The sequence below is a fragment of the Xanthobacter sp. 126 genome (assembly GCF_000526175.1).
GTDB classification, from domain to species: Bacteria; Pseudomonadota; Alphaproteobacteria; order Rhizobiales; family Xanthobacteraceae; genus Xanthobacter; species Xanthobacter aminoxidans.
In genome coordinates, this window is record NZ_JAFO01000001.1 from 338435 (window position 1) to 363034 (window position 24600).

The following is a 24600-nucleotide window of genomic DNA, read 5'->3' on the forward strand; positions in this document are numbered from 1 at the left end:
TCGCCGTTTATTCGGCCGCCTCGGCGGCGGCAGGAACGACCGATACGTAGGTGCGGTCGTTGGCTTTGGTGCGGAAGGCCACTTTGCCTTCGATAAGCGCGAAGAGGGTATGGTCCTTGCCCATGCCCACGTTCGTGCCGGGATGCCATTTGGTGCCGCGCTGGCGCACGATGATGTTGCCCGGAATGACGTCCTGGCCGCCGAAGCGCTTCACGCCCAGACGACGACCGTCGGAATCGCGACCGTTACGGGACGAGCCGCCTGCCTTTTTATGAGCCATTGTTGCTCTCCTCGTTCTCGATCAGGCGCCGACGCCGGCGGCGTCAGCCTTGACGGTCTCGCCCAGGCCGGAAATCTCGGTGATGCGCACGACGGTGAGGTCGGCGCGGAAGCCACGCTTGCGGCGGGAATTCTGCCGGCGGCGCTTCTTGAAGGCGATCACCTTGTCGCCGCGGGTGTGCTCGAGGATCTCGCCCGTCACCACCGCGCCATCCACATGGGGGGCGCCGACGGCAACCGAGGCGCCGCTCAGCAGCAGCACCGGGAAGGTGAAGATCGCGCCGACCTCGGCGTCGAGGTGGTCGATGGTGATCTTGTCGGCGGCGGCAACGCGATACTGCTTGCCGTTTGCCTTGATGACCGCGAACATTCTTGTCTCGCTTTCGTGTTCAGCCGCGCCTCAAGGACGGGCTTCTTCGGTCGGTTTTTCGGGATGCAGGCCCATTGGCCCACGCGAAGGTGGTCCGATATACGCCACGCCCGGAAAAGTCAACGCCACTGGCCTTTGCGAGACGGGGCGAAGCCGCACGCCGCCGGCGCCATCGCCCCCTGCTCCTTGGCGGCGGCTGCCGCGCCGCGGCGCTTGCGGTCCGTGCCGTTCCTGCCTTCACATGATCGCTGCCGCTGCCTGTTTCAGCGCGTCGGCGTCCATGGGCAGCAGGACGGCCTCCGCCCGCTTCAGCACGTCGGCGAGACGCGTGCGGGCGGCGGTGGCAAGGTCGGGGTCATCGATCTGCGCCAGCGACCCCAGGGCGGCCACGAGCCTGAACCCCACCTCCACCTGCCCGGCCCCGTCGCGGGCAATCGGCCGGAAGGCATCTTCCAGCATGTCGTCCATCGACAGCGCGGGAATGGTGACGTTCGTCACGGCATCCTGGACGGGCATCGTGCGGTCCGCCCGCCAGCCCCAGAGAAGCCGTGTGAGAGTCCCGCTCACGTCGATGGCCGTGCCCGGGTCGTTGACGCCCGGCGACAGGGCCTTTGACGCGATCTCTGCGAGCACCACCATGCCAAACCGCGGGTCCTGCTCGAAGCTGCGGACGTCGCCGACGGTGATGGCCCGCCGCAGCGCATCCGCCAGCGCATCGTCGGGCGGCGCATCGAACACCGCAAGCGGGCGGACCGGATCGACGAAGGCGCCCGGCCGTACGGCCACATGGCACGTCACGCCCTCCGGCACAGCCGCCGCAAGCTGCCCCACATCCATATGCTGCACGTAGCCGATGACCGTCGCGAAGACCGGATAGCCGGCCGGCGGCGGTGCGGTGCGGACGGTTGCGCCGAGGCCGGGCCGGCGCGCGAAATCCTTCAGAGCCGCCGCGGTCGCCTGCTCGGTCCGGTCGATGATCTCGCCCATGCGCCCGAGCCGCGACACCCGGTCGATCCAGCGCAGCAGCGTGCCGACGACGACGGCGATGAGCACCACCGTCGCAGCGAACAGCAGCAGCCGGCCGGCATCGGAATAGACGCCGCCCACGCCCCCCACCAGCGCCACGATGGAGAACAGGAACGCGCCCACGAAGACGCTGAGCGTCCGCTGGAGGGCCGCGTCCTCGATGAGGAGGGAGGTCGCACGCGGCGTCGCCGCCTGTGCCGCGGCCGAGAGGACCGAGACGATGGCGGACAGGCTGAACGTGACCACCGCCAGCATGCTGGAGGCCAGCACGGTGAGCACAGGCTCAAGGCTGTTCGAGGCGAAGGTGAGGTAGCCCGGCAGCGCGTATCCCGATGGCAGGGTTGCCGCGACGAGCACCACGGCCACCGCCGTGAGGCTGTAGGCGGTGGGCCAGAACCACAGCCGGTGGGCGAGGCGCTTGAGCTGAAAGCGCACGCGCTCGCTCAGGATCGGGGGGATCATGCAGGCTCCGGGCTGTTGCCGCCACGCGGGCTGGTCGCGCCGACGGCACGCCCCGCTTCTCGTCAGGAAGGGGAAGCTTGGCTGGAGGCGTCCGGTTGCATGAGGTCGATCACGAGGCCGTGATCCGGCGGGGCGTGCTCAGCTCGCCTCGCTGCGCAGGGCCATCTTCTCGCGGCGACGCTGGACGGAGGAGGGGATGTTCATGCCTTCCCGGTACTTGGCGACGGTGCGGCGGGCGATGTCGATGCCGTCGTCCTTCAGCTTCTGCACCAAGGTGTCGTCGGAGAGCACGTCCTCCGGCGCCTCGGCCTCGATCAGCGTCTTGATGCGGTGGCGCACCGATTCCGCCGAATGGGCCTCGCCGCCGCCCGAGGCGGAGATGGCGGAGGAGAAGAAGAATTTCATCTCCACCACGCCGCGCGGGGTTGAGATGTATTTGTTCGACGTCACGCGCGAGACGGTGGATTCGTGCATGCCGATGGCGTCCGCCACCGTGCGCAGGTTGAGCGGCCTGAGGTAGCGCACGCCGTGCAGCAGGAAGGCGTCCTGCTGGCGCACGATCTCGCTCGCCACCTTCAGGATGGTGCGGGCGCGCTGGTCGAGCGAGCGGGTGAGCCAGCTCGCGCTCTGCAGGCAGTCGGCGAGGAAGCTCTTCTCCTCCTGCGACTTGGCGTGCTTCACCACGGTGGCGTGGTAGCTCTGGTTCACCAGTACCCGCGGCAGGGTCTCGGAATTCAGCTCCACGAGCCAGGTGCCGTCGGCGCCGGGGCGCACATAGACGTCCGGCACCAGCGGGTGGACGACGCCTGAGCCGAAGGCGAGGCCGGGCTTGGGATCGAGCCGGCGGATCTCGCCGATCATGTCCGCGAGATCCTCGTTGTCCACGCCGCAGATACGCTTCAGCGCGTTGCGGTCATGGCGGGCGAGGAGTTCGAGGTTGGCCACCAGCGCCTGCATGGCGGGGTCGAAGCGGTCGCGCTCGCGCAGCTGGATGGCGAGGCATTCGGCGAGGTTGCGGGCGCCGACGCCCGACGGTTCGAAGGTCTGGATCAGCTTCAGGACGGCTTCCACTTCCGCGCGCGGCACACCGAACTGCCCGGCGAGGAGGTCGAGGTCGCCGGTGAAATAGCCGGTCTCGTCGATGAGGCCGATGACGTTGATGCCGATGAGTTTGCGTGCCGGATCGTTCACCGCCACGGAGAGCTGCGCTTCCAGATGGTCGGCCAGCGTCGTCTCGGCGGTCAGGAAGGCTTCGGGATTGTAGTCGTCGCCCCGCTCGCCGCCCCCGCTCCATTCGCCCATGGAGGGACTGGAGGCAGTGGAGCCGCCGCCGGGGGTGCCACGATCGGCGGGGGCATCGTCGGGGAAGACGTTGCCGAGGTCGGTGTCGAGGCGGGTCTCCATGGCGGCCCGGCTCTGATCATTGTCGGTCCCGGTCCAGTCGCTGGCCGGGGGCGGCTCGCCGTCGAGGCCGCCGCGGGCCATTTCCTCGCCGCGGGTCTCCCGCACCTCGGGCTGCGGCTCGGGTCCGGCTGCGTCGCCCTCGGTGATGCGCTCCAGAAGCGGGTTGCGCTCCAGCTCGGCCTCGACATAGGCCACCAGCTCCATGTTGGAGAGCTGCAGCAGCTTGATGGCCTGCATCAGCTGCGGCGTCATCACCAGCGACTGGCTCTGCCGGAACTCCAGCTTGGGGCTCATCGCCATGATGCTGGCCCCCCGATGTCCATGGCGCGGCGCGTGCTCACAGGCGGAACTCCTCGCCCAGATACAGCCGCCGCACGTCGGGGCTGGAGACGATGGCTTCCGGATCGCCTTCCATCAGCACCGCGCCGGAATGGATGATGTAGGCGCGGTCGATGAGGCCCAGCGTCTCGCGCACATTGTGGTCGGTGATGAGCACACCGATGCCGCGCGAGGTGAGGTGGCGCACCAGCGCCTGGATGTCGCCCACCGCGATGGGATCGATGCCGGCGAACGGCTCGTCCAGCAGCATGAAGGCCGGCTTGGTGGCGAGCGCGCGGGCGATCTCCAGACGCCGCCGCTCGCCGCCCGAGAGGGCGATGGAGGGCGACTTGCGCACGTGGGTGATCTTGAATTCTTCGAGCAGAGCCTCGGTCTCCTCGCGGCGGCGGGCCCGGTTGGGCTCCGACACCTGGAGGACGCCCATGATGTTGTCCTCCACCGAGAGGCCCCGGAAGATGGAGGCTTCCTGCGGCAGGTAGCCGACGCCGAGGCGGGCGCGGCGATACATGGGCAGGGGCGTGATGTCGTGTCCGTCCAGCTCGATGCGGCCGGCATCGGCCTTCACCAGGCCCGTCACCATGTAGAAGCAGGTGGTCTTGCCGGCGCCGTTGGGGCCGAGCAGGCCCACGGCCTCGCCGCGGCGGACGTTCATGCTCACGTCCTTCACCACCTTGCGGCCGCCATAGGACTTGGCGAGGCCGAAGGCGGCCAGCGCCCCGGTGGAATTGAAGGGCAGGGCGTCCCGCCCGTCGTCGGGATAGGATGCGGGATAGTCGTCGCCCGCATCGGCGTCGTCGCCATAGGCGGCGTCCGGCGGCATGTAGGCGCGGTGGCGGGGGGCTGGCGCGGCGCGGGCGGGCGTCTCGTAGCCCGCATCATATCCCGCATCGCTGCGCGGATCGTCCTCTTCCCACTCGCGGGAATCCTGATCGCCCGCAGGGCGTGGAATGCCATCAGTCTCGCGGGGATCGTGTTCGCGGGGGTCGTACTGGCGCGCATCCTGCTCGCCACGGGCGCTGCCCGAGCCGGACTTTCCCCCCGACTTCGAGTCTCCCGACTTCGAGTCTCCCGACTTCGACTTGCCGAACATGGACAGGACGTTCAACGCGACCTCCGGAAAACCCGGCCCCCAGATTGGAAGGTTTAGAACGTCCCAGCCGGGGATGCAACGCCTCCATGCAAGAGGCGGGCCGATTTCCAGGGAGAGTGTCCCCCGAAGGCGCGAAAATGGGAATAGTCAATTGAAACAAAAGAGAAATAATTTAACTTGACAGACGCATGAAGGCTGCAAGAGGCAGGCCCGCTGGGCCGCCTTGGTCCCTCAGCGCTTGGGGGACTGTTGGCCGCCCTGTTCGGTCTTGGGCTTGTCCGCCTCCTTCAGGCTGCCCGGGACGATGAGGCTCTCCACCCGGCCGCCCTCGAACTTGGACACGCCCGACACGAGATCCACCACCAGCTTCTGGCCGCGGATGACGTTGGGGCCCTGGGTCAGCACCACCGGCTTGCCCACCATGGTGACGGTGTTGGTCTTCATGTCGAAGACGCCGCTGTCGCCGGTGGCGGTCTGCTCCTTGGTCTTCACCACCACGCCGCCGGTGGCCTCCAGCTTCTTGATCTGGCCCTTCTGCGCCGGATCGGTGCCGGCCTGCGGGGTGCCACCAGCCTGCTCGTTCATCGAGCCCTCGTAATAGACGAGGAGGTCCTTGGAGCGGAGCGTGGTGTCGCCCTGCGTCACCAGCACGTTGCCGGAGAAGACGGCGACCTTGTCCTTGTCGCGCACCTCCAGCCCGTCGGCATTGATGCGCACGGGCTGGTCGCGGTTGCGGGCGAAGCCCTGCAGCGCGTTGGGCACGCTGGTGCTGGGCGCCTGCGCGGCCGCAGGACCGGCGACGAGAAAGGCCGCCAGCGCAAGAATGCAGGCGGGTGCGAGGCTCGAAACCGGGAGGCGGACCATCAGGGCCGTCGCATGACACATCATTGAGCAGGGACCGGGCGTCGCGGGGGAAGGGGCGCCGGCACCAGCGCCGGGGCCGCGGGAGAGGGCGCAGGCGGAACGGTGATGGTTCCGGTGCTCGCGGGCGCTGCCGGCGCTGCATGGACGGCGGAAGCGGGCGTCGCATCGGCGGCGTGGGTGGGGGCAGCCGGATTGGCGCCCGCCGCACTGTTTCCCGCCGCGTTGGCACCGTCCGGCTTCTGGCCGGGCAGGTTGCTCATGCGGAAATCGAGCTGCACATGGCCCTGGAACAGGGCGCGCGCGCCACGGTCGGTCACGTCCAGCCGGTCGGCCACCAGCTTGCCGTCGAGATAGGTGAAGACCACGGGATGGGCGGTGGCGATGGTGCCGGCCTTGATGTCCACGTCGGCGTCTTCCAGCTTGCCGCCGTAGCCGCCGTTCATGGCGAGGTCCACGCCGTCGCCCAGCGTGATGAACTGCTTCTTGGTGTCGAAGCTGCCGGTCTTGGCGTTGACGCTGGCCCAGCCCTTGTCGGCCAGCTCCAGGCGCGCCTCGATGTCGGAAAGCTCGATCACGTCCGGCCGGGTGAGATCCTGCACCGCCGTTTTGGCGGTAATGCGGTAGCCGCGATTGTCGTCGGTGAAGCCGGAGAGCTTGGGCAGTTCCATGGTCAGGCGCGAGCCCGACAGGGTCAGGTGGCCGATGTCGAACGGCAGGTCGATGGAGAGCTTCAGCCGGGACAGGATGGACACCGCGCCGATGCCGAGGACCGCGACGATGATGGTGACGGGCACCAGCCGCTTGATCCAGCGCACGCGTGCGCTGTGCCGCCGCGCCTTGGTGAAGTCCGGCGGGGGCGGCGGGGTGAAGGCTTCGGCCTCCCGCGCATCGAAATCGTGTGGCGGCACGTGTCGGTTCATGGCCCTGTTCCGGCGGCGGGCCTGCCCCGCTGGCGCCTGTTCTCGGCTGCACGCCCCCTCACGCGGGCGTCCGGCGCGTCGCCCCACGCGCGGGGCCCAAGGTGTCCGAAATGGCGCCCTGAAGCAAGGGCCGTGCCCAAGCCTCTCATGCGCAACGCTTTTTTTGCGTCGGGCCGGATCACGAATGGGCGAAGATGTCCTCTTCCGCCCAGCCGGAGAGGTCGAGGGCGGCACGGGCCGGCAGGAAGGCGAAGCAGGCGGCGGCGAGCCCGGTGCGGCCCTCGCGCGCCAGCATGTCCTCCAGCTTGGCCTTCACCGCGTGCAGATACAGAACGTCCGAGGCGGCATAGGACAGCTGGGCGTCGGAGAGGTCGGCGGCGCCCCAATCCGAACTCTGCTGCTGCTTGGAGATGTCCACGTTGAGGAGTTCCCGCAGCAGCTCCTTCAGGCCGTGCCGGTCGGTGTAGGTGCGCACCAGACGCGAGGCGATCTTGGTGCACCACACCGGCTGCGGCATCACCTTGAAGGTGTGCTGGAGCACGGCGATGTCGAAGCGGCCGAAATGGAACAGCTTGGTCACGTTCGGGTCGGTCAGCAGCCGCACGAGGTTCGGCGCGCTGCCGGGGCCGGCGCCCTGCGGGATCTGCACCAGGTCGGCGCTGCCGTCGCCGTTGGAGAGCTGCACGAGGCACAGCCGGTCGCGGAACGGGTCGAGACCCATGGTCTCGGTGTCGATGGCCACGACGGAGGCGGCCACGAAGTCCGCGGGCAGGTCGCCGCGATGGAGGCGAATGGTCATCTGATGTCTTTTGCCTTGTTCGAGCACGGCTTTTAGCGAACGGCCGCGCCCCTGTCGATGCCGCAGCGCAGGACAGGCGCCCGGTGCGCGCCGCGGTCCGCCGTGCTAGAAGCGGCGCCGTTTCGACGTTACGAAAGCCTGGGGGGAAGAAGATGCGTTCGTTTCTGGCGACAGGCCTGCGCCTTGCAGGCCTTGTTCTGGCGCTTGGCCTGATGGTCGGCACGGCGGCTGAGGCGCGGTCGGTGCCGCCCGGCAGCTACCTGCGCTCCTGCCGTGACGCGCAGGTGCGCGACGGCGCCGACCTCGCCGCCTTCTGCGCCACCCGCAACGGCCAATGGGTGGTGACGCGGCTCAACGATTTCCCGTCCTGCCGGGGCGACATCTCCAACCAGGACGGCCAGCTCTGGTGCCAGCGCCGTCCGGTGCCTCCGCCGCCGGCGGTGGGTCCGCGCGGTTCCTATCGCCAGACCTGCACCCGCGTGGAATTCCGCAACGGCGTGCTGAGCGCCTTCTGCCTCACCCGCGGCGGCAACTACCAGCCCTCCGTGCTGAACACGCTGACCTGCCAGCCCGGCTCGGACATCTCGAACCAGAACGGCCAGCTGTTCTGCCCCTCGCGCCAGCGGCTCCAGCCGCCTCCGGGCTCCTACATGCGCACCTGCCGCAACATCTCCATGGGCCTCGGCGGCGTGCTGCGCGCCCAGTGCCAGCGGGTGAACGGCTCGTGGAACCCGACCGCGCTCAACATGAACAATTGCGGCAATTACCGCGACATCTCCAACCAGAACGGCAACCTCGCCTGCTTCTGACGTTCGTGTACCGCTAGGTGAGCCAATCCTTCGTCACTGGTATCATCGCCCCGATCGATTCGGTCGGGGAGTGATGCCATGGCGGGGGCGCGTGACACGCTGCTGGGCGGGGCGCTGGCGGTACTGGGATGGATGCTCGCGGCGGGCCTCTCGCCCGCCGCGGCGCAGTCGGTGCCTCCGGGCAGCTATCTCAACAGCTGCCGGCAGGTTCAGGTGCGGTTCGGGCACGACCTCGCGGCCTTCTGCCCGAACCGTGCCGGCCGGGATGTGGTGACCCGCCTCGACAATTTCCCCGCCTGCCGCGGCGATATCGCCAATGTGGACGGGCGGCTGACCTGCGCGGCTGGCGGCGGGGGCATCCTCGGCCCCGGCGGCATCGCCCCCTCGCCCACGCCGTCGTTCCAGCAAGTGCCCTCAGGCCCCTATAAGGCGTCCTGCCGCAACATCCGCATGGATGGCCCGTGGCTGCGCGCCTCCTGCCGGGACGACTGGGGCGGTTGGCGGGATGCGAGCCTGATGCCGGCCGGCTGCATTCCCGGCAAGGGCATCGTCTATGAGGATGGACGGCTCTCCTGCGGCGGCTCCGGCTTCAGCGGCGATCGGCCCCCGGCGGGCTCCTACCGCGCATCCTGCCGCGACATCAGCTATTCCGCCGGGCTCATCCGGGCCACCTGCCGCAACAGCTTCGGCAGCTGGGTGCCCACCACGCTCGCCACATCCTGGTGCGGCCACGGCCGCGACATCCGCAATGAGGGCGGCAGCCTCACCTGCCGGCCAGAAGGCTTGCCCGTGCCGGATGACCACAAATGGGGCGGCGGAAGCTGGGGTGGAAACGGTGGAAGCGGTGGCGGCAGCGGTGGCGGCAGCGCCTTGCCCTCCGGCTCCTACCGCGCCACCTGCCGCAATATCAGCATGTCCGCCGGTTGGCTGAAGGCCTCGTGCAAGAGTACATCGGGCACGTGGAAAGACAGCAGCACCTTCGCCAGCTGGTGCTCGGGCGGCTCCCACGACATTGCGAATGTGGACGGGCGCCTGACATGCCGTTAGGTTCGGTGCGGTAGTTCGGTGCCGCCCACGGGGCTGCGCCTCATCCTCAATCCTCGTGCGAAGGATGCCGCATGATGAACTTCCGGGTTTGGGCGGCAGCCCTGCTGTGCCTGTCCGCCACGCCGGCCGCGGCGGCGGGCGACATTCCGGTCGGCAGCTATCTGGAGAGCTGCCGGCAGGTGCAGGTGCGCTGGGGGCGCGATCTCGCCGCCTTCTGCGCCACCCGCGCGGGGGAATGGGTGGTGGCGCGCCTCGACGACTTCCCCTCCTGCGACGGCGACATCGCCAACCGCAACGGCCAGCTCATCTGCAAGGACACGCCCGCGCCGGGATCGCTCTACGGCACGCTGGCCCCGGCGCCGCCGCCCCGGCCCCAGCCGCCGGCCCCGCCGCCCGTGGTCCAGCGGCCGCCGGCCGGCACCTATACCTCTTCCTGCCGTGACCTGAGGCTGGAAGGCAGCTGGCTCTCCGCCACCTGCCGCGACGGCTGGGGCAACTGGCGCGAGGCCGGCCTCTCCCTCACCGGCTGCCCGCTGGGCGCCGACATCGCCAATGTGGAAGGCCGGCTCGCCTGCCGCTCCTTCACCTCCCAGCACGCGGGCGACTATCCGCCGCCCGGTTCCTATCAGGAGACCTGCCGGGACATCTCGCTCGAATCCGGCACCCTGCGCGGCAATTGCCTCAGCCGCCGGGGGGCCTGGCTCTCCTCCTCGCTCTATCTCTCCTGGTGCAGCAATCGCGAGGTGGTGAACGACGACGGCGTCCTGCGCTGCGCCTCCTCCGCCGCGTCGTCCGGCTCCGGCTGGAACACGACGCCCGCGCCCTACGGCTCCTATCGCTCCACCTGCCGGGACGTGACGGTGAGCGGCGGCTTCCTGCGCGCCATGTGCCAGGACCGCGGCGGCACGTGGCGCACCTCGGTGCCGCTCCAGCTTTCGCAATGCCTGCAGGGGGCGGACATCTACAACGACAACAGCGACCTGCGCTGCTCGCGCGGCGGCTCGTCCGGCTTCAGCGACCGTCCTCCGCCGGGCTCCTACATGGCGAGCTGCCGCGAGATCCGCGTGGTGGCCGGATGGCTGAAGGCCTCCTGCCAGGACCGCAACGGCCGCTGGTCCGAAGCGACCACTGCCGTCTCCTGGTGCAGCCCCGGCCGCGACATCGCCAACGACAATGGCCGGCTGACCTGTCGGTAGCAGGACAGGTCGCCGGCGGGTCTCATGGACTGGATTGCATGGCGCGCGCAGTCTGGCGCGGGGAGCGCGCTTCAGGCCTGTCGGCCCTCCTGGTCGTCGTCGACGACCCCTTCGCGGTGGTGAACGACCTCCGGCGCCATCCCGGCCGCGACCATTGTCGTCGCGGCGCGGCCGGCTGACCGGATCGGGAGCCTATGAGGCTCAGTCGACCGCCACCTCGGCACCAAGGTTCTCGAACACCGCGTCGATCTTGCCCTTCAGCGTCTGGGCGTTGAACGGCTTGACGATGTAGTTGCTGACGCCGGCCTTCTTGGCCGCGATCACGTTCTCGGATTTGGCCTCCGCCGTCACCATGATGAACGGGATCTGGCCGAGTGCGCCGTCGGCACGCACCTGCTTCAGAAGCTCGTAGCCGGTCATCGGCTCCATGTTCCAGTCCGAGATGACGAGGCCGTAGCTGCGTTCCTTCAGCTTGGCCAGCGCCTCGGTGCCATCGGAGGCCTCGTCCACATCCTCGAAGCCGATCTGCTTCAGAAGGTTTCGGATGATGCGCACCATGGTCTTGTAGTCGTCCACCACAAGGACGGGCATCCCAAGATCAACCCCCATGACACACTCCAGAAACGGGGACGATGAACACGCTCCATCCATGTTTGGCGAGCGCAACGACGAATGATGTTCTGATGTCCCGGGCTTGTGTGAGGCTTGCACCAAGAATTGGGGTCATCTTCCTCAATCATCTGGGACGATTTATAGGAGAGTGGAAAGCATAGCGTGTTTCAGGAGGCCCTAATGTCGGCTGCCCGGCGACCCTTCAGGATTGAGACCCCGAGTTCCGCCGGCGCCGCCGTCGACCTCTTCGCGGTGGATGGCCTCGACGACCATCTGCGCCGCATCTTCGGCGAGCTCGCCGAGGTGCGCGAGGAGATCGCGCGCTTCAAGACGCGCGATCCCGCTGCCGATCGCGAGCGCGACCGCAACGTGCTGTGGGCCGGCATCGAGACCATCCAGGACGCCATCCAGCACACCAAGCACGAGATCGCGAGCCTGCACGCCGAAGGCGCACGCGGCGAGAAGCTGCTGCGGGCCACCAGCGAGCTGGAGGCGGTCGTCACCGACACGGAGGAGGCGACCGAAGCCATCCTCACCTCCGCCGAGCGCGTCGATGCCTTGATGATCCAGATGCACGCCCTGCTCACCGGCGATGCGGCGGACCTCGCCACCGAAATGCAGAACGAGACCACCAAGATCTTCGAGGCCTGCAATTTCCAGGACATCACCGGCCAGCGCATCCGCAAGGTGGTGAAGCTGCTGCTGTTCATCGAGGAGCGGGTGGCGCGCATGACCGATATCTGGGGCGGTGCCGATCTCGTGGCCCAGGGCGCCCGCATCATCCCTCGCGAAGGCGACGAGGCCCTCCTCAACGGGCCGGCGCTGGCTCACGACGTGGGTGTGGTCTCTCAGGACGACATCGACAGCCTGTTCGCCTGAGGGGCGTGGAGCAGGCGGGGTGCGGTCCGCATCCCGCCTGCTCCCGGCCAGACCTCACTCGGTGCGCGCAGCCTCCGGCGGCACCGGCGGCGCGGCGCAGAAGGCCTCGGAGGTGGCGGTCCATTCACCCACCCCGGCCTTCACCAGATTCTTCATCACCTTGCAGACATAGCGATGCTGTCCCACCGTGTTAGCGGGGCCGGCATTGTAGCGCGCGATCGCCATGGTCCAGCTGCCGTGCCGCTGGCGCAGTTCCTTCAGAAAGCGCGCGCCCTGCTCCACGTTGAGACGCGGATCGAAGATCTCCTCCAGCGTCCGGAATTCCTCCCGGTGCCAGTACCAGTTCACCTGCATGCAGCCGATGTCGATGAGCTTCACGCCGCGATCGTTGGCGGCATGGAACATGGCGAGGGCCTCGGGCAGCGAAGCGGGCAGATGATCCTTGCCCTCGATGTGCAGCATCAGCGGCTGGAGGCCGCTGCCGGTGCCGCTCTCGGTGAGCGCGACGGCGTAAAGGATCTGCAACGGAATCTGGTATTTCGCCGCCGCCCGTGCCAGCTCGCGCTCGCAGATGCCGTGCGGGACGGGCTTTCGGCCGGCGTCTTTCCTCGGGGGTGAAGCCGTCGCCTGGCCGGAGACGGACGGAGCCGGCTCCACCTTCTGGGGCGCCGTTTGCCGCGGCTCAGGCGGGCGTCGCTCCCCCCAGATGGGCCGCGCGGGCGCAGGGGGGGCGGAAATCGGAAGCGGAGGTTCGGCCCTCACATCCCCCGTCTCTTCGGCGACGGGCCGGCTGAACGCGGCGGATGCGTCGCCGCAGCGCGCCTCAACCGGCGCCAGCGCGAGGCTCGTCAGCAAAAGAAGGCGCAGCGTCGTCATCGGGGAATGTCCTGTCCTGCCGGCCGTTGCGACCCTGGCGGCCGGGGTCATTGCCGCCGCGACCGCCGCCTTGTCCCTCGTCCGCACTCTCTTGCGGAGGTGGGGCTTCCATGGCGGCAAGGCTGCGCACCGGCGCATCGAGTTGCGACAGGACGGGGCCGCCCACCTCCAGATCCAGGTCCGGCAGCCCGGCCGATCTGAGGAGCGCGGAGAGATGGTCCTTGTCGGCCGCGAGAAGTTCGGCGGTGGCCGGGTTGTCCGCCTTGAGGCGCACGGTGAGGCCGTGGGGGGTGAGGCGCATGTGCACCACCACCCGCCCCAGCGTTTCCGGCGAAAGCGCGATGTCGAGCACACGCACCGGGCCGGTCGGGGCAGCGCTCTCCGGGGTTTCGATCGCGCCTCTGGCCGGGGCGCCCGCCGCAGCGGGATCGATCTGCGCCACCTCCGCCGCGATGGCGCGGCCGACCTGCGCAAGGCTGGCGAAGGGCAGCGTGGGGGCTGCCTCCGCCTTGAGGGCGGGCTGGAGCTTCGGCGGTTCCGCCACGGGCGCGATGGGTCGGGCGGGTGATCGGCTCTGATCCGGGGCGATCCGACGGAGTTGGGGCGGGTCGCTCTGGGTGTCGTCGGGCGCGGCGCGCGGCGGGAGCGGCCGGACCGGCATCCGGTTTTCGCGTGGGTCGAGGTCCGGGGAAGGAGCGTCCGCTGCGGGCGCACCTGTCGCTTCGCTCGTAGCCGCTGGGCGTTGCGTGTCGGCCCGCGCCAGCGGCAGGGGCGCGGTTGCGGGCGGGGTGAAGGTGCGCACCGGCGCGAAATGCGTTTCCTGCCGCAGCACGACGAGCTGCATCGGCGGCGGCGCATCCGGCGAACCCGTCGGCGCGGCCAGCGGAACGGGAGCCGGCATCGCCTGAGGGCGCGGCGCGATGTCCGCGGCCGGCGTGTCCCTCGCGGCCATGACCGGCGCGGGCGGCATCACGATGAGCGGCATGGCGGCTGGCTGAGGTGTGTCGGGCGCGTGTGTGTCGGCGGGCGGTTCGGCCTCCGTCTCGGCGGCGTCGATGGGGCGTGCCTCCTGCGGCAGGATCAGCGCGCCGCGCCGAGCGGGGGCGGCGCCGATCCCGGCTCGCTCCGGGGCGGCGCGTTCGCAGCGCGCGAGCAGCCGGTCGAGGCCCACTTCCGTGGGGCGGGGCGGGGGCTCGGGGAGTGGCTCCGTTGCATCCTCGCGGAGCGCCTCCTCCTCGCGGCGGGGCACCGGGCGGGCATCCTCCATCAGGCTGAGAAGGTCGCCGAAGGGCGGGCCGTCCTGCGGCAGGGGCTCGCGGCCGGTAGTCGTGTCGGGGTTCAGGGCGAAGGCCGCCAAGGCGACGTCGGCGGTCCTCATCGCGGCGCATCCTTCAGAAGGGAGTCGATCTCCCCGAGCTTCGCCTGCGCCTTCGCCAGCGCCGCCGAGGGCTTCTCGTCTCCCGCCGTCCGCGCGGGCTGCGCGCTGGCGACCACCGCCGGAGCGGACGCGGCCGCCGCGGGGGCCGGGGAGGGGGCCAAGGAAGGCGCCTCGTCGGCGCGGCGGATCAGCTCCGCGGTGCGGCGCGCGGCCTCCAGCAGCGCCTGGTCGGAAGGGTCGAGGCGGGCGCGGTCGATGGCCTTCAGCGCCGCCTCTGCCGCCTGGTAGCGATCCGGCGTCGCCGCCTGCGCGGCGCTCAGATAGACGCGGGCGCGCTCGGCATCGCGACTCGCGGCCGGCGCCAGCAGCATGGCGCGCTCGGCGGCGGTGGTGGCGAGCGCGGTCTTCCCCTCCACGATGGCCGAGCGTGACACCAGCAGGAACACCTCGCGCCGGGCCTCCTCGTCCAGGGGCGCGAGCAGGGCATCGAGGCGCGCGAGGCCGTCCGGTGTCGCCAGCACGTTCATGCGGCTCAAGGCAGCGGCGAAGCGCTGGCGGAAGTTGCCGGCATAGGCGGAATGGCGGAAACGGCTGAAATATTGCCCCGACAGACGCTCGAACTGGTCGAGGTCGCCGGCCTGCGCCGCCACCAGCACGGCCCGGCGCAGGGCCGCCTCATCCACCAGCGTGCCGGGCATGAGGAGGCGCGCCACCTCCAGCAGCCGCGACGCCTTGGCCGGGTCCGTGCGCACCGTGAGCGCCGCCTGGGCGAGGGCGATCTGCCCGCCGATGCCGTTGGGCAGCTTGCGGGCGTCGATCTCGCCGAGCTGGCGCAGGGCCGGCTCCTCCCGGCCCTCCAGATAGAGCAGGCTGCCGGTGAGCAGCTTCTCGTCGATGTTCGGCTTCGGCTCACGCTGGATGATGCCGCGCAGCACCGCCGGATTGCCGCCGCCGAGGAAATACATGACCAGCGCGCGGGCGTTGGCCGGGTCCTGCCAGACGGAGGCATCGGCATCGCCGAAGGCCGCGTCCATCTCGGTGATCATCGCCCGCTGCTGGGCGATGCCGGCGGTGGAACCGGCGGCGATGAGATCCTGCAACCGCTGGAGACGGCGCACCAGCGTGACGGGATAGATATCGGTGCGCCCGGTCGGGTGCGTGGCCTCGGCGGACGTGGCGTGAGGCGCGGATGCATCCGCATGGGCGGGCGAGGGGCCGGCCGGCTGGTCCTCCGCGGGGGCTGGGGCGGAATGGGTATCATGCGCCGGTTCGGCTGCGGCATGGGCGGCGGGAGCAACGGTCGGGACGGGCTCCGTGATGGGCGCCGGAATGGGCGCCATGGGCTCGGAAGCCGGGGGCGTGCCGGCCCCGGTCGTCTCGGCGAGGGGGAGAGGGGGCCCAGCCGTTATTCCGCCCGCCTCCGTCGCGACCGGGGACGGCGCAAGAATCGGCGCAGCGGCCGGAGCCCGCGCGGGCGCCATCGGCGCTGTCGGTTCCTGCGGCAGGGGCCGGCGGGGCGGCAGCGGCATGGGCGATGGCCCGAGCGGGGCATAGGCGGAGACCGTCGATACGGGCGCGGACGGTGCTCCGGCCGGACGTGGGGCTGGTCCGGGCGCGGGCTGTGGCGTCGCGGGGTTGGGCGCAGCGGCGGGGTTCGATGGGGCCGCGGGCTTGGGGGCCGGCGGCTGGGTTGCTGCCGCAGGCTTGGGGGTCGCAACCGGGACGGATGTGCCGGACGCACTCGCAGCTGGGGGCGCCGGGGACGCTGCGCCCGGTAGACGCGCGGCCGGTGCCGGGGATGCCACGGGCTTGGGGGCCGGCGGCGGCGCAGCGGGTTTCGGGGCGGCGGCGGTGCCGGGGCTTGCTTCAGCGGCGGGGGACCTCGGCGAGGGGCCAGAGCGCGCAGCCGGATTCTGCGTCGCGGCGGGCTTGGGCGGAGTGGGAGCTGCGGCAGGCGGCGCCGGCGCAGGGGCGGCCGCCGTCGGTGCCGGCTTCGGTGCGACAGTGTTGGGCGCGACAGGCTTTGGCGCCGGCTTGTCGGCGTTGGCCGCCGCAGCTGCTGGCGTGCCCGGGGTGGTGGTCCCGGAAGTTGTCGTCGCGGGCTTCGCTGTGGCCGGCTTGGGCGCGGCAGGCCTCGTCGGGGCCGGTTTGGCCGTGGCGGGGCGCACGGGGGCGGCGGTCTCGCCACGCAGGCCGTCCCACGGGTCGGCGTCGTCCTCGGCGCGGGCGGCGCCGGGCAGCAGCAGGGCGCCGGCGAGGAGGAGGAGAAGGCTGGGCCGGGTCATGAGGGCGCCTTCAGCAGGATCTCGATGCGCCGGTTCTGCGGCGCGTTGGGATCGGCATTGTTCTTCAGATTGCGGTCGGCGAGGCCCTCGATGGCGGTCACGCGCTTCTCGTCGAGGCCGCCGCGCACCAGCATGTAGAGCGCCATGTGCGCCCGCGCGCTGGAGAGCCGCCAGTTGTCGTAGGTGTCGGAGCGGAACGGCCGCGCATCGGTGTGGCCGCGAATGACGATCTCGCCCGGCCGGGCGCCGAGCTTCTTGGCGATCTCACCCATGGCCCGTACGAAGCGGGCGTCCGGCACCGCGGAGCCCACCGGGAACATGGTGAAGTCGAGATCGTCGGTGAGATCGACGATGAGACCTTCCTTCGTGGCGCGCACATCCACGCGCGGTGCCGCGCCCGGCGTGCCCACGGTGGCGGCGACCACCTGCTTCAGCTCGCTTTCCAGATCGCGTGCCGCCTTGCCGGCTGCCGCGGCCTGCGCAGCGGCCGCTTGTGCCTTCTCGGCCTGAGCCTTCTCCGCCTCCCCCGGCTTCGCGGCGCCGGTGGTGGCGTCCGGGCGGCCGGAGGGCTGGTCCACCTTGGAGGGCTTGGCCTGCGGATTGCGCGCCTGCCGGCCGGTGGACATCTGCCAATAGGTGGGATCGAACGGATCGCGGTTCACGTCGCCGGCGCCCGTGCCGGGCGAGCCGGTGTCGCCGATGGCGGCGTCGGACGTGCCGCCAGGGCGCGCATCGGCATCCCCCGCCAGCTTGTTCAGCACCGCATAGGGATCGCGGAAGGCGGCGCGCTCCTTGTCGCCCTGCTGGCGGTCGTCGCCCGCGCCGGTCTCGCGCCCCGTGGTGTTCTTGAGGCTGGATTGCTTGTCGCCGTCGGAGGACGTGCCCTTGGCCTTGGTGTCCTCGGGATCGTTCAGCCCGCGCACGTCGGTGATGCTGGAGGCGAGGTCCACCGGGTTGAAGTAGTTTGCGATGGCCTTGCGCGTATCCTTGTCGGTGACGTTGATGAGCCACATGATGAGGAAGAAGGCCATCATCGCCGTCATGAAGTCGGCATGCGCCACCTTCCAGGCGCTCGAATGGTGCTCGTGCTCCTCGTCGTCGTGGCGCTTGACGATGATGATCTCGCCGTGGGGCTCCTTGCCGGACATGGCGCGCTCCCGTCAGTTGCCGCGGGCGGCGGCGGCCGCCCAGCCGGAGAGCTGGGTTTCCAGCACGCTGTCGTCGCAGGTGATGCGAAGGTCGCTCGCCGGTCCTTCCGCGAGAACGATGCCCTGCACGTCCGAGAGCCGCGCGGATAGCGCCGCCGCGAGGTCGCCCGAGCCGGTGATGGTGATGGAAGGTCCCGCCGCCCCGCCGCGCAGAAGCTCGCGCACCCGCCGGGCCAGTTCGTCGAGCGCGCGGGCGCGGGCGGCGCCGCTTACGAAGGGGCGCAGCACGGCGGCGAGCGCTTCGGAGAGGCGCGTTTCCACTTCGTCGAGGCCGGTGCCGATGAGGTCGGCCAGCCGCTCGCTTTCCTCGGCGCACCAGCGGGCGCGGGCCTCGGTAATCTCCTCTTCGAGGCGAGCGGCGAAGGCGGCTTCGGCATCGGCGAGCTGCTGCTCGCAGGCGGCGAGGGCGATGGACGCCTCCTCCAGCGCCACACGGCGGGCCTCCTCGGCCGCCGCGCGGAGGGCCTCGGCGCCGGGTTGCTCGTGCGGGCGCAAGGCGGGCGTCGGCGTGATCGCGGGAACGGGCGGCACGGCGCTCACCGGGGCGGAGCCTTTGACTGGTCCGCGCGGCGCGACGCCGAAATGCGGCAGGTGGTTGAGAAGCGCGGTGGTGCTCATACACGGGCATCCTGATGCAGCCACTGGCGCAGGATCGCGGCGACCTGCTCCTCATCGAACTCGACGATCTGCTCCAGCCGCTTCTGCGGCGAGCGGTTGAGCCGGCTGGTGAGATCCTCGATCAGGCTCAGCGCGCCCGGCGCCTGCTCGCCAGCTGCGCCCTCGCCCGGCACCATGGAGGGGCCGGCGACGGCAGCGAGCGGGGCGCCGCCCGCCAGCATGGCGGCCTCAATGGCCTCGGCATCCTCCACCTCGTCGCGCTCGGGGCGGGCGAGGATGGCGCGTACGGCGGGCCTGAGGCCGAACCAGATCACCAGGCCGGCGACGATGAGGATGGTGGCGGCGTTGATCATGGTGCCGGCCTGCCGCAGCAGCAGCTCGGACCACGGCAGCGGCGGCACCGGCTCCAGCGCCGCCCCGCCATTGGCGAAGGAGACCGCCGCGACCTTCAGCTTGTCGCCGCGTTCCTTCTCGAAGCCGGAGGCGGAGGCGACGAGCTGCTCCACTTCGTAGAGCTGCTGCTCCACCGGAATGGCGTCGGCGCCGCCGGCCGCGCCCATGAGGCGCTCCTTGTTCACCAGCACGGCGATGGACAGGCCGCGCACCACGAAGGCCTCGCGCACGGTCTGCACGGTGCGGGTGGAAACCTCGAAATTGGTCAGTTCCTCGCGGCGGGAGGAGTTCTCGTTGGAATCCGTGCCGCCGTCGCCCTGCTGCTGCTGGCCGGGGATGTTCTGCTGAACGGACGTATTGGGCTGCTTGGTCTTGTTCTGGCTCTGGCCCAGCTCCTTCACCACCCGCACGGAGCGCTCCACTTTGGATGCGGGATCGAACGTGGTCTCGGAGGTGGTGACGCGATCGGTGTCGAGGCGGGCCGACACCTGCACTTCGAAATTGCCGAGGCCGAGATAGGGGGCGAGCGTGCGGCGGACCTTCTCCTCGGTCTCGCGGCTCACCTGCTGCTGGAGCATGGCCTTCTTGCCGGCGGCGGCGCTGGCGCCGTCCTCGCTGGAAGACAGCACCGCGCCCTCGGTGCTGAGCACCGTCACCTGGTCCATCTTGAGGCCGGGAATGGCAGCGGCGACGAGGTGGCGGATGGCCTGGGCGGTGGAGGCGTCCTCCGCCGTCTCGGTGCGGATGACGACGGAGGCGGAGGCGCTCTGCTGGTCGCGGCGGAACGAGCCGCGCTCGGGCAGCACGATATGGACGCGCGCCGCCTTGATGCCCTTCATGGTCTGGATGGTGCGGGCGAGCTCGCCCTCCAGCGCGCGCACCCGCGTCACTTCCTGCATGAAGGAGGTGAGGCCGAAAGCGCGGACATCGTTGAACAATTCGTAGCCGGTGTTGCCGCTCTGCGGCAGGCCCTTCACAGCCAGCAGCATGCGGGCGCGGGCGGTGTCGGAATGGGAGACGAGGACGGTGGTGCCGTCCGCATTCACGTCGAACGCGATGCCCGCGTCCTTCAGCGCGCCGCCGATGCGGTTCACGTCCTCGCGGGTGAGGTTGGCATAGAGCGGCTCACGCTCCGGCTGGCCCAGATACCAGGCGCCGAGCGCGACGGCCGTCACCGCGGTGAGGGCGATCAGCGCCAGCGCGATCAGGCGGCGCGCGCCGAGGTCGCGCAGATTGCGCCAGAGTTGCTCCAACTGCTCTTTGCCGATCATCGGCGGATCTCGTCTGATTGCGGCCGGCGCGCGCGGGGCGCGGCCGGGAACAGGGACCGGGCACGCGCCAACCGGAAGATCCGGTCGCGCTCATGTGCCTCGGGCGGCAATCTCGACGGTCAAACTTGCATGGGCGTTGCGGGGGCTTTGCGTCTCCCCTCTCCCCTTGCGGGAGAGGGACCGGGGGTGAGGGGTGAGGCCGGGCGCGATCCCCGCGTCCGCTCGTGCTGCGCCAGCCCCCTCACCCGTCTCGCGGCCTTGCCGCGATCCACCCTCTCCCGCGAAGGGAGAGGGGAAAAGACAAAAAAATGGCCACGCTCCGGGGGCGGAGGTGGCCGAGGGGGGCGTCGGGGGGACGCAGAAACTCAGGGCGCGCCGGAGAGCCGCGGGAGGGATCGGCGCCGGCGCGCGGACCGCCGCGCCCGGAGGCGCGGCGGGGGACGCGATCAGCGGAACAGGGTCATCACGTTCTGCGAAGAGCTGTTCGCGATGGACAGGGACTGCACCGCGAGCTGCTGCTGCGTCTGCAGGGCCTTCAGCTTGGTCGACTCCTCTTCCATGTTGGCGTCCACGAGGGAGCCGATGGAGGAGGTGTTGAGGTCGATCAGGCTCTGGGCGAAGGTCTGCTGCGAGTCGAGCCGGGTCGAGGTGGTGCCGAGCGTGGTGGCGCCGTTCTGCAGCTGCTGCATGGTGGCGTCCACGACCTTCACGTAGGCCTGGATCTTCGCGAGGTCAGCATCGGTGTTGCCGAGGGCGGACACGTCGAAGTCCTTGATGGATTCGGTGCCGGCCGTGGCGGTGCCGCCGATGACGTACTTGGTATCCATGAAGCCCTTGAGGCTGCCCGCGGTCGTGTCGACCGTGACAGTGGCGCCGCCGGTGACGTTCGCCGCCGTCGCCACGGCCGTGACGGCCTTGTCGAGGGTGGTGGACGTGCCGGTGGAGGTGCCGGCCGTGGAGGCGTCGTAGACCGTGAACGAGCCGGTATCGATGGAGGTGGAGCCCACCGTCACGGTCGAGCCGGTCCGCGAGAAGGAAGACAGCAGGTTCTTGGTGCCGTTGAAGCCCGAGGCGCTGGTGTCGACCGACAGCCAGTTGCTGCCGTTCATCACGGTGTTGTCGGCGGTGGTCTTGATCTCGCTCACGTAGGACGAGATCTCGGTCTGCAGCTTGGCCCGGTCGACGTTCGGCGAGAGGGCGGCCGTCAGGTTGTTCTTGATCTTCGCCAGCGAGGCGACGACCGCGTTGACGCCGCTGGAGGCGGCATCCACCGAGTTCTTGTCGAGGCTCATGGCATCCTTCACCGCGCCCAGCGCCCCGTTGTCGGAGGTCAGGGTGGTGGCGATGGACCAGTAGGCCGCACCATCGTTGGCGGAGTTGATCCGCTTGCCGGTGGAGACGTGGGCGTTGGTGTTGTCGAGGTTGGAGTTGATCGTCCGCAGGGTCTGCAGGGCGACCATGGCGGAGTTGTTGGTGATCAGGCTGGTCATGGAATGTCCCTCTATATTGGGATGAAGGGGGACATGCCGGGCTCGCACCGGCATGGCAGGGCGGCATCATGCCTTTGGATGGCCGGCCCCTTCGGGGGGGGCCGGCACCCGGCCCTTTTCGGGGTCGGTCAACCTGCCATGGATGAGACGTTAGACGCGCAAGCTTGCGCGAGGCTTGCGCGCCTCGCTGGCGTCAGAAGAACGAGCGGATCAGCCCGCCCACGAGCAGGTTCCAGCCGTCGATGAGGATGAAGAACAGGATCTTGAAAGGCAGGGAGATCACCGCCGGCGGCATCATCATCATGCCCATGGACATGACGAGCGTTGCAACGATCATGTCGATGATGAGGAAGGGCAGGACGATCAGGAAGCCGATCTCGAAGCCGCGGCGCAGCTCGGAGATCATGAAGGCGGGGATGAGTACCCGCATGGCGACTTTCTCCTCGGGCGCGTTCGGCTCCGGCGTGGCCGGCTGCCCGATGGGCTCCTCGGCCGGCTTGTCGCGCGAGGCGATGTCGGCGAACAACTTCAGGTCCTTGCCGCGCACATGGGTCAGCATGAAATCGCGGAACGGATCGGCGATGCGCTGGAGCGCCTCCTCCTCGCCAATGCGGTTCTCAGTGAGCGGCTTCACCCCATCCTGCCAGGCGCGGTCGAAGGTCGGGCCCATGACGTAGAAGGTCATGAACAGGGAGAGCGACACCAGCACCAGATTGGCCGGCGTCGATGGCAGCCCCAGGCCGGAGCGCAGGAAGGAGAAGGCGATCACGAAGCGGGTGAAGCTCGTGACCATGATGAGCAGCCCCGGTGCCACCGACAAGATGGTGAGCAGCGCCACCATCTGGATGAGCCGCCCCGCCGTGCTGCCGCCGCCTTCCGGCAGCAGCTGTTCCAGCGACGGCATCTGCGCCGCCCCCTGTGCCACTCCTTGCGCAAATGCCGGCGCCGCCGACAGCAGGAGGGCCGCGAGCAGAGCGGAAACCAGCGCCGGGAGGCGCACGGGCGCCCTCACTGCACCACCAGCGTGGAGAGGATCAGTTCGTCCACCTTGCCGTCGGAGCGGGCGCGGGCGCGCTCGTTCAGGTCCTCGCGCAGGTGCTGGAGCGCGCTCGGGCCTTCGAGCTGGCTGAGCGCGAGGGTGCGCATATAGGCCATGATGTCCTCGCGCAGCTCGGCGGCGGTCACGTCCGGGTTCACCAGCGCGCCGTTCTTGAACACGATGGCCGTCTCGATCCGGATGAAGGTGGAGGAGGGCGCGGAAAGGTTCACCACCACCGGTTTGAGATCCTTCAGCACCAGGTCGCCGGAATGGCGCAGCGGCGGCGCCGGCTTCTTCTCCGGCTCGGCGGCGACCTTCTTCGTCACCGCCTGCTCCACCGTGCCGGCGAGCTGGAGCCCGAGCCCCGCCCCGGCGGCGAGCGCCAGCAGCGTGACGATGAGGAGGGGCACGAGGAGGCCGGGCTTCTTCTCCGGCGCTCCGTTCGGGCCGAGGGCTTTGGCGGTGGCTGCGGTGGCCATCACGTCACCAGGGCGTCACGACATCATAGATGCGCTGGCCCCAGGCGGGTTGCTGCACATCCGTGAGCCGGCCGCGTCCGCCATAGGAGATGCGGGCCTCGGCGATCTTGTCGTAGGGAATGATGTTGGTGGCCGACACGTCCAGCGGGTTGACGATGCCGGCAATGGTCAATTCGCGCACCTCGTAGTTCACCAGGATCTCCTGCGAGCCACGGATGACGAAATTGCCGTCGGGCAGGATCTCCGTCACCACCACGGCGACGGAGAGGCGCAGCTTCTCGGAGCGGTCGATGTTGCCCTTGCCCTTGGTCTTGGTGTCGCCGTTGATGTCGAGATTGCCGGAGCCCGCCCCAGCATTGGCGCCCTTGCCGAAGCCGGAGAGGTTGAGAGCCGCGTCGAAGCCGAGATTGCTCTTCGATTCCCGCGAGCGGTCGGTGGCGTTGTCGAACTGCGCCTTGTCGTCGATGGCGATGGCGACGCGGATCACGTCGCCCACCTTGGCCGCGCGCAGGTCGCGATACATGCTCTGGGAGCGGTTGAGGTCCCAGGTGGAGCGGAAGGTGGTCTTCTGCGGTTGCTGGAAGGTCATCGGCAGCGGGTCGCGCTTGGCGGTGTCGAGGCCGTAGCCCACGGGCGTCAGCGTCGGCCCGGTGGCGAGGTTGTCATAGGTGCTCTTGCAGCCGGCGAGGGCGAGGCAGGCAAGCGCCGCGAGGGCGATCTGCGGGGCGGGGAGGATGGCGCGCATCAGCCCGGCCGCCCGGTGGTGCGGGGGGCATCCGGCCGCGCGTCCTGCGCGCGGCGGGCCATGCCGACCATGGTGGAGGTGAGGCGCGCCGCGCGGGCCGGCTCGCTCTCGTTGAGGATGGCACTGGCGACGCGGGGGGAGAGCCTGGCGAGCACGGCGGCCGCCATGTCCTCGTTCATGGCCGCGAGCTGGGCGGCGGCGGCGTCCGGGCGCATTTGCGAGACGACCGCGATGAGGCTCTCGTCGGCCTTCTTCAGGAAGGCCTCGCGGCGCGCCAGCCACTCCTGGTACTCGGCGCGCTTGGCCTCGAGCTGGGCGAGGCGGGCCTCGATCTCTTTCTCCATGGCGGCGAGCGCGGCCTGCTGGCGGGTGAAGCGGGCGTCGGCGGCGGCATCGGCGATGTTGCGGCAGTAGAGCGCCGCATTCTCGCCGGCGGCGGCATCGGGCGCGGGGGCGGGTTCGGCGCGGCCATCGGCCGGGAGCATCAGGACGGTGCCGCAGAGCGCAGCGAGCGCCAGCGCGATGCCGCTTCTGGCCCGGGCGGCTCGGCGGCGGCGGGTTGTGACGACGAGGATGCGAAGTCGCGTGCAGGTCACGCGCCGGAGCGCGACAACGCCCACGAACAGCGAGCACGAGACCGAGACGATCGCATAGATGATGGCGGCGTCGATGAGGACCGTCGAGACGGACATGGAACCTCCTCCTCTTCCCCGAGGGGCGGC

Annotated in this window: 25 protein-coding genes; 5 read left to right on the plus strand and 20 right to left on the minus strand. The window is 69.9% G+C overall.

Features of this window, described 5'->3' with window-relative positions; translation table 11 throughout:
- Positions 1–7: 7 nt before the first annotated feature.
- From rpmA to XAN126_RS0101590, 8 genes are all read right to left on the minus strand, one after another.
- On the minus strand, positions 8–280 hold the full coding sequence (rpmA, locus tag XAN126_RS0101555; protein WP_024276844.1) for a 50S ribosomal protein L27: 273 nt from the start codon (positions 278–280) through the stop codon (positions 8–10).
- 21 nt (positions 281–301) lie between these two features.
- The gene (rplU, locus tag XAN126_RS0101560; protein ID WP_024276845.1) at positions 302–649 is read right to left on the minus strand and encodes a 50S ribosomal protein L21; all 348 of its coding nucleotides are present in this window, start codon (positions 647–649) and stop codon (positions 302–304) included.
- A gap of 237 nt (positions 650–886) precedes the next feature.
- On the minus strand, positions 887–2137 hold the full coding sequence (locus XAN126_RS0101565) for a DUF2254 domain-containing protein (protein WP_024276846.1): 1251 nt from the start codon (positions 2135–2137) through the stop codon (positions 887–889).
- A 138-nt stretch (positions 2138–2275) separates the two neighbouring features.
- Positions 2276–3841, minus strand: coding sequence for an RNA polymerase factor sigma-54 (rpoN, locus tag XAN126_RS0101570; RefSeq protein ID WP_024276847.1), 1566 nt, complete (start codon positions 3839–3841; stop codon positions 2276–2278).
- Positions 3842–3878: 37 nt separating this feature from the next.
- A complete protein-coding gene (lptB, locus tag XAN126_RS0101575; RefSeq protein ID WP_024276848.1) occupies positions 3879–4985 on the minus strand; it encodes an LPS export ABC transporter ATP-binding protein in 1107 nt (368 codons plus the stop codon).
- Between the two features lie 216 nt (positions 4986–5201).
- Positions 5202–5834, minus strand: a complete 633-nt coding sequence (locus XAN126_RS25915; RefSeq protein WP_081762475.1) for an LptA/OstA family protein — start codon at positions 5832–5834, stop codon at positions 5202–5204.
- Positions 5835–5854: 20 nt separating this feature from the next.
- A complete protein-coding gene (locus tag XAN126_RS26745; RefSeq protein ID WP_024276850.1) occupies positions 5855–6754 on the minus strand; it encodes a hypothetical protein in 900 nt (299 codons plus the stop codon).
- A 178-nt stretch (positions 6755–6932) separates the two neighbouring features.
- A complete protein-coding gene (locus XAN126_RS0101590; protein WP_024276851.1) occupies positions 6933–7553 on the minus strand; it encodes a ribonuclease D in 621 nt (206 codons plus the stop codon).
- A gap of 152 nt (positions 7554–7705) precedes the next feature.
- Between XAN126_RS0101590 and XAN126_RS0101595 the strand changes: the two genes are divergently transcribed.
- The 4 genes from XAN126_RS0101595 (at position 7706) to XAN126_RS28070 (ending at position 10784) form a co-directional block, all read left to right on the plus strand.
- A complete protein-coding gene (locus XAN126_RS0101595) occupies positions 7706–8362 on the plus strand; it encodes a CVNH domain-containing protein (protein WP_024276852.1) in 657 nt (218 codons plus the stop codon).
- Between the two features lie 78 nt (positions 8363–8440).
- Positions 8441–9409, plus strand: coding sequence for a CVNH domain-containing protein (locus XAN126_RS0101600; protein WP_024276853.1), 969 nt, complete (start codon positions 8441–8443; stop codon positions 9407–9409).
- Between the two features lie 74 nt (positions 9410–9483).
- Positions 9484–10605 (plus strand): CVNH domain-containing protein, encoded by a 1122-nt coding sequence (locus XAN126_RS0101605; RefSeq protein ID WP_197023991.1) that lies wholly within the window; start codon positions 9484–9486, stop codon positions 10603–10605.
- A gap of 38 nt (positions 10606–10643) precedes the next feature.
- Complete coding sequence (locus tag XAN126_RS28070; RefSeq protein WP_155982188.1) at positions 10644–10784, plus strand: hypothetical protein; 141 nt, start codon at positions 10644–10646, stop codon at positions 10782–10784.
- Positions 10785–10806: 22 nt separating this feature from the next.
- Here XAN126_RS28070 and XAN126_RS0101615 read toward each other — a convergent pair whose 3' ends face one another.
- Complete coding sequence (locus XAN126_RS0101615) at positions 10807–11214, minus strand: response regulator (RefSeq protein ID WP_024276855.1); 408 nt, start codon at positions 11212–11214, stop codon at positions 10807–10809.
- Positions 11215–11397: 183 nt separating this feature from the next.
- Between XAN126_RS0101615 and XAN126_RS0101620 the strand changes: the two genes are divergently transcribed.
- On the plus strand, positions 11398–12096 hold the full coding sequence (locus XAN126_RS0101620) for a protein phosphatase CheZ (protein ID WP_024276856.1): 699 nt from the start codon (positions 11398–11400) through the stop codon (positions 12094–12096).
- A 54-nt stretch (positions 12097–12150) separates the two neighbouring features.
- On the opposite strand, the gene XAN126_RS0101625 is transcribed toward XAN126_RS0101620, so the two are convergent.
- From XAN126_RS0101625 to XAN126_RS0101680, 11 genes are all read right to left on the minus strand, one after another.
- Positions 12151–12972 carry a lytic transglycosylase domain-containing protein gene (locus XAN126_RS0101625; RefSeq protein WP_024276857.1) on the minus strand — a complete coding sequence of 274 codons (822 nt, stop codon included), beginning with the start codon at positions 12970–12972 and terminating at the stop codon, positions 12151–12153.
- On the minus strand, positions 12920–14350 hold the full coding sequence (locus XAN126_RS26750; RefSeq protein ID WP_024276858.1) for a flagellar hook-length control protein FliK: 1431 nt from the start codon (positions 14348–14350) through the stop codon (positions 12920–12922). The genes XAN126_RS0101625 and XAN126_RS26750 overlap by 53 nt, the downstream gene beginning before the upstream one ends.
- Positions 14347–15690, minus strand: a complete 1344-nt coding sequence (locus XAN126_RS0101640) for a hypothetical protein (protein ID WP_024276859.1) — start codon at positions 15688–15690, stop codon at positions 14347–14349. The genes XAN126_RS26750 and XAN126_RS0101640 overlap by 4 nt, the downstream gene beginning before the upstream one ends.
- A gap of 941 nt (positions 15691–16631) precedes the next feature.
- A complete protein-coding gene (locus tag XAN126_RS0101645) occupies positions 16632–17783 on the minus strand; it encodes a flagellar motor protein MotB (protein ID WP_024276860.1) in 1152 nt (383 codons plus the stop codon).
- 12 nt (positions 17784–17795) lie between these two features.
- A complete protein-coding gene (locus tag XAN126_RS0101650) occupies positions 17796–18461 on the minus strand; it encodes a hypothetical protein (protein ID WP_024276861.1) in 666 nt (221 codons plus the stop codon).
- Entirely contained in the window at positions 18458–20125 is a 1668-nt protein-coding gene (fliF, locus tag XAN126_RS0101655) for a flagellar basal-body MS-ring/collar protein FliF (protein WP_024276862.1), read from the minus strand. The genes XAN126_RS0101650 and fliF overlap by 4 nt, the downstream gene beginning before the upstream one ends.
- Before the next feature lie 446 nt (positions 20126–20571).
- Entirely contained in the window at positions 20572–21615 is a 1044-nt protein-coding gene (locus XAN126_RS0101660; protein ID WP_024276863.1) for a flagellin, read from the minus strand.
- Between the two features lie 193 nt (positions 21616–21808).
- The gene (fliP, locus tag XAN126_RS0101665; protein ID WP_155982412.1) at positions 21809–22519 is read right to left on the minus strand and encodes a flagellar type III secretion system pore protein FliP; all 711 of its coding nucleotides are present in this window, start codon (positions 22517–22519) and stop codon (positions 21809–21811) included.
- Between the two features lie 104 nt (positions 22520–22623).
- Positions 22624–23133 (minus strand): flagellar basal body-associated FliL family protein, encoded by a 510-nt coding sequence (locus XAN126_RS0101670; protein WP_024276865.1) that lies wholly within the window; start codon positions 23131–23133, stop codon positions 22624–22626.
- 4 nt (positions 23134–23137) lie between these two features.
- On the minus strand, positions 23138–23878 hold the full coding sequence (flgH, locus tag XAN126_RS0101675; protein WP_024276866.1) for a flagellar basal body L-ring protein FlgH: 741 nt from the start codon (positions 23876–23878) through the stop codon (positions 23138–23140).
- A complete protein-coding gene (locus XAN126_RS0101680; protein ID WP_024276867.1) occupies positions 23878–24570 on the minus strand; it encodes a MotE family protein in 693 nt (230 codons plus the stop codon). The genes flgH and XAN126_RS0101680 overlap by 1 nt, the downstream gene beginning before the upstream one ends.
- Positions 24571–24600 lie beyond the last annotated feature (30 nt).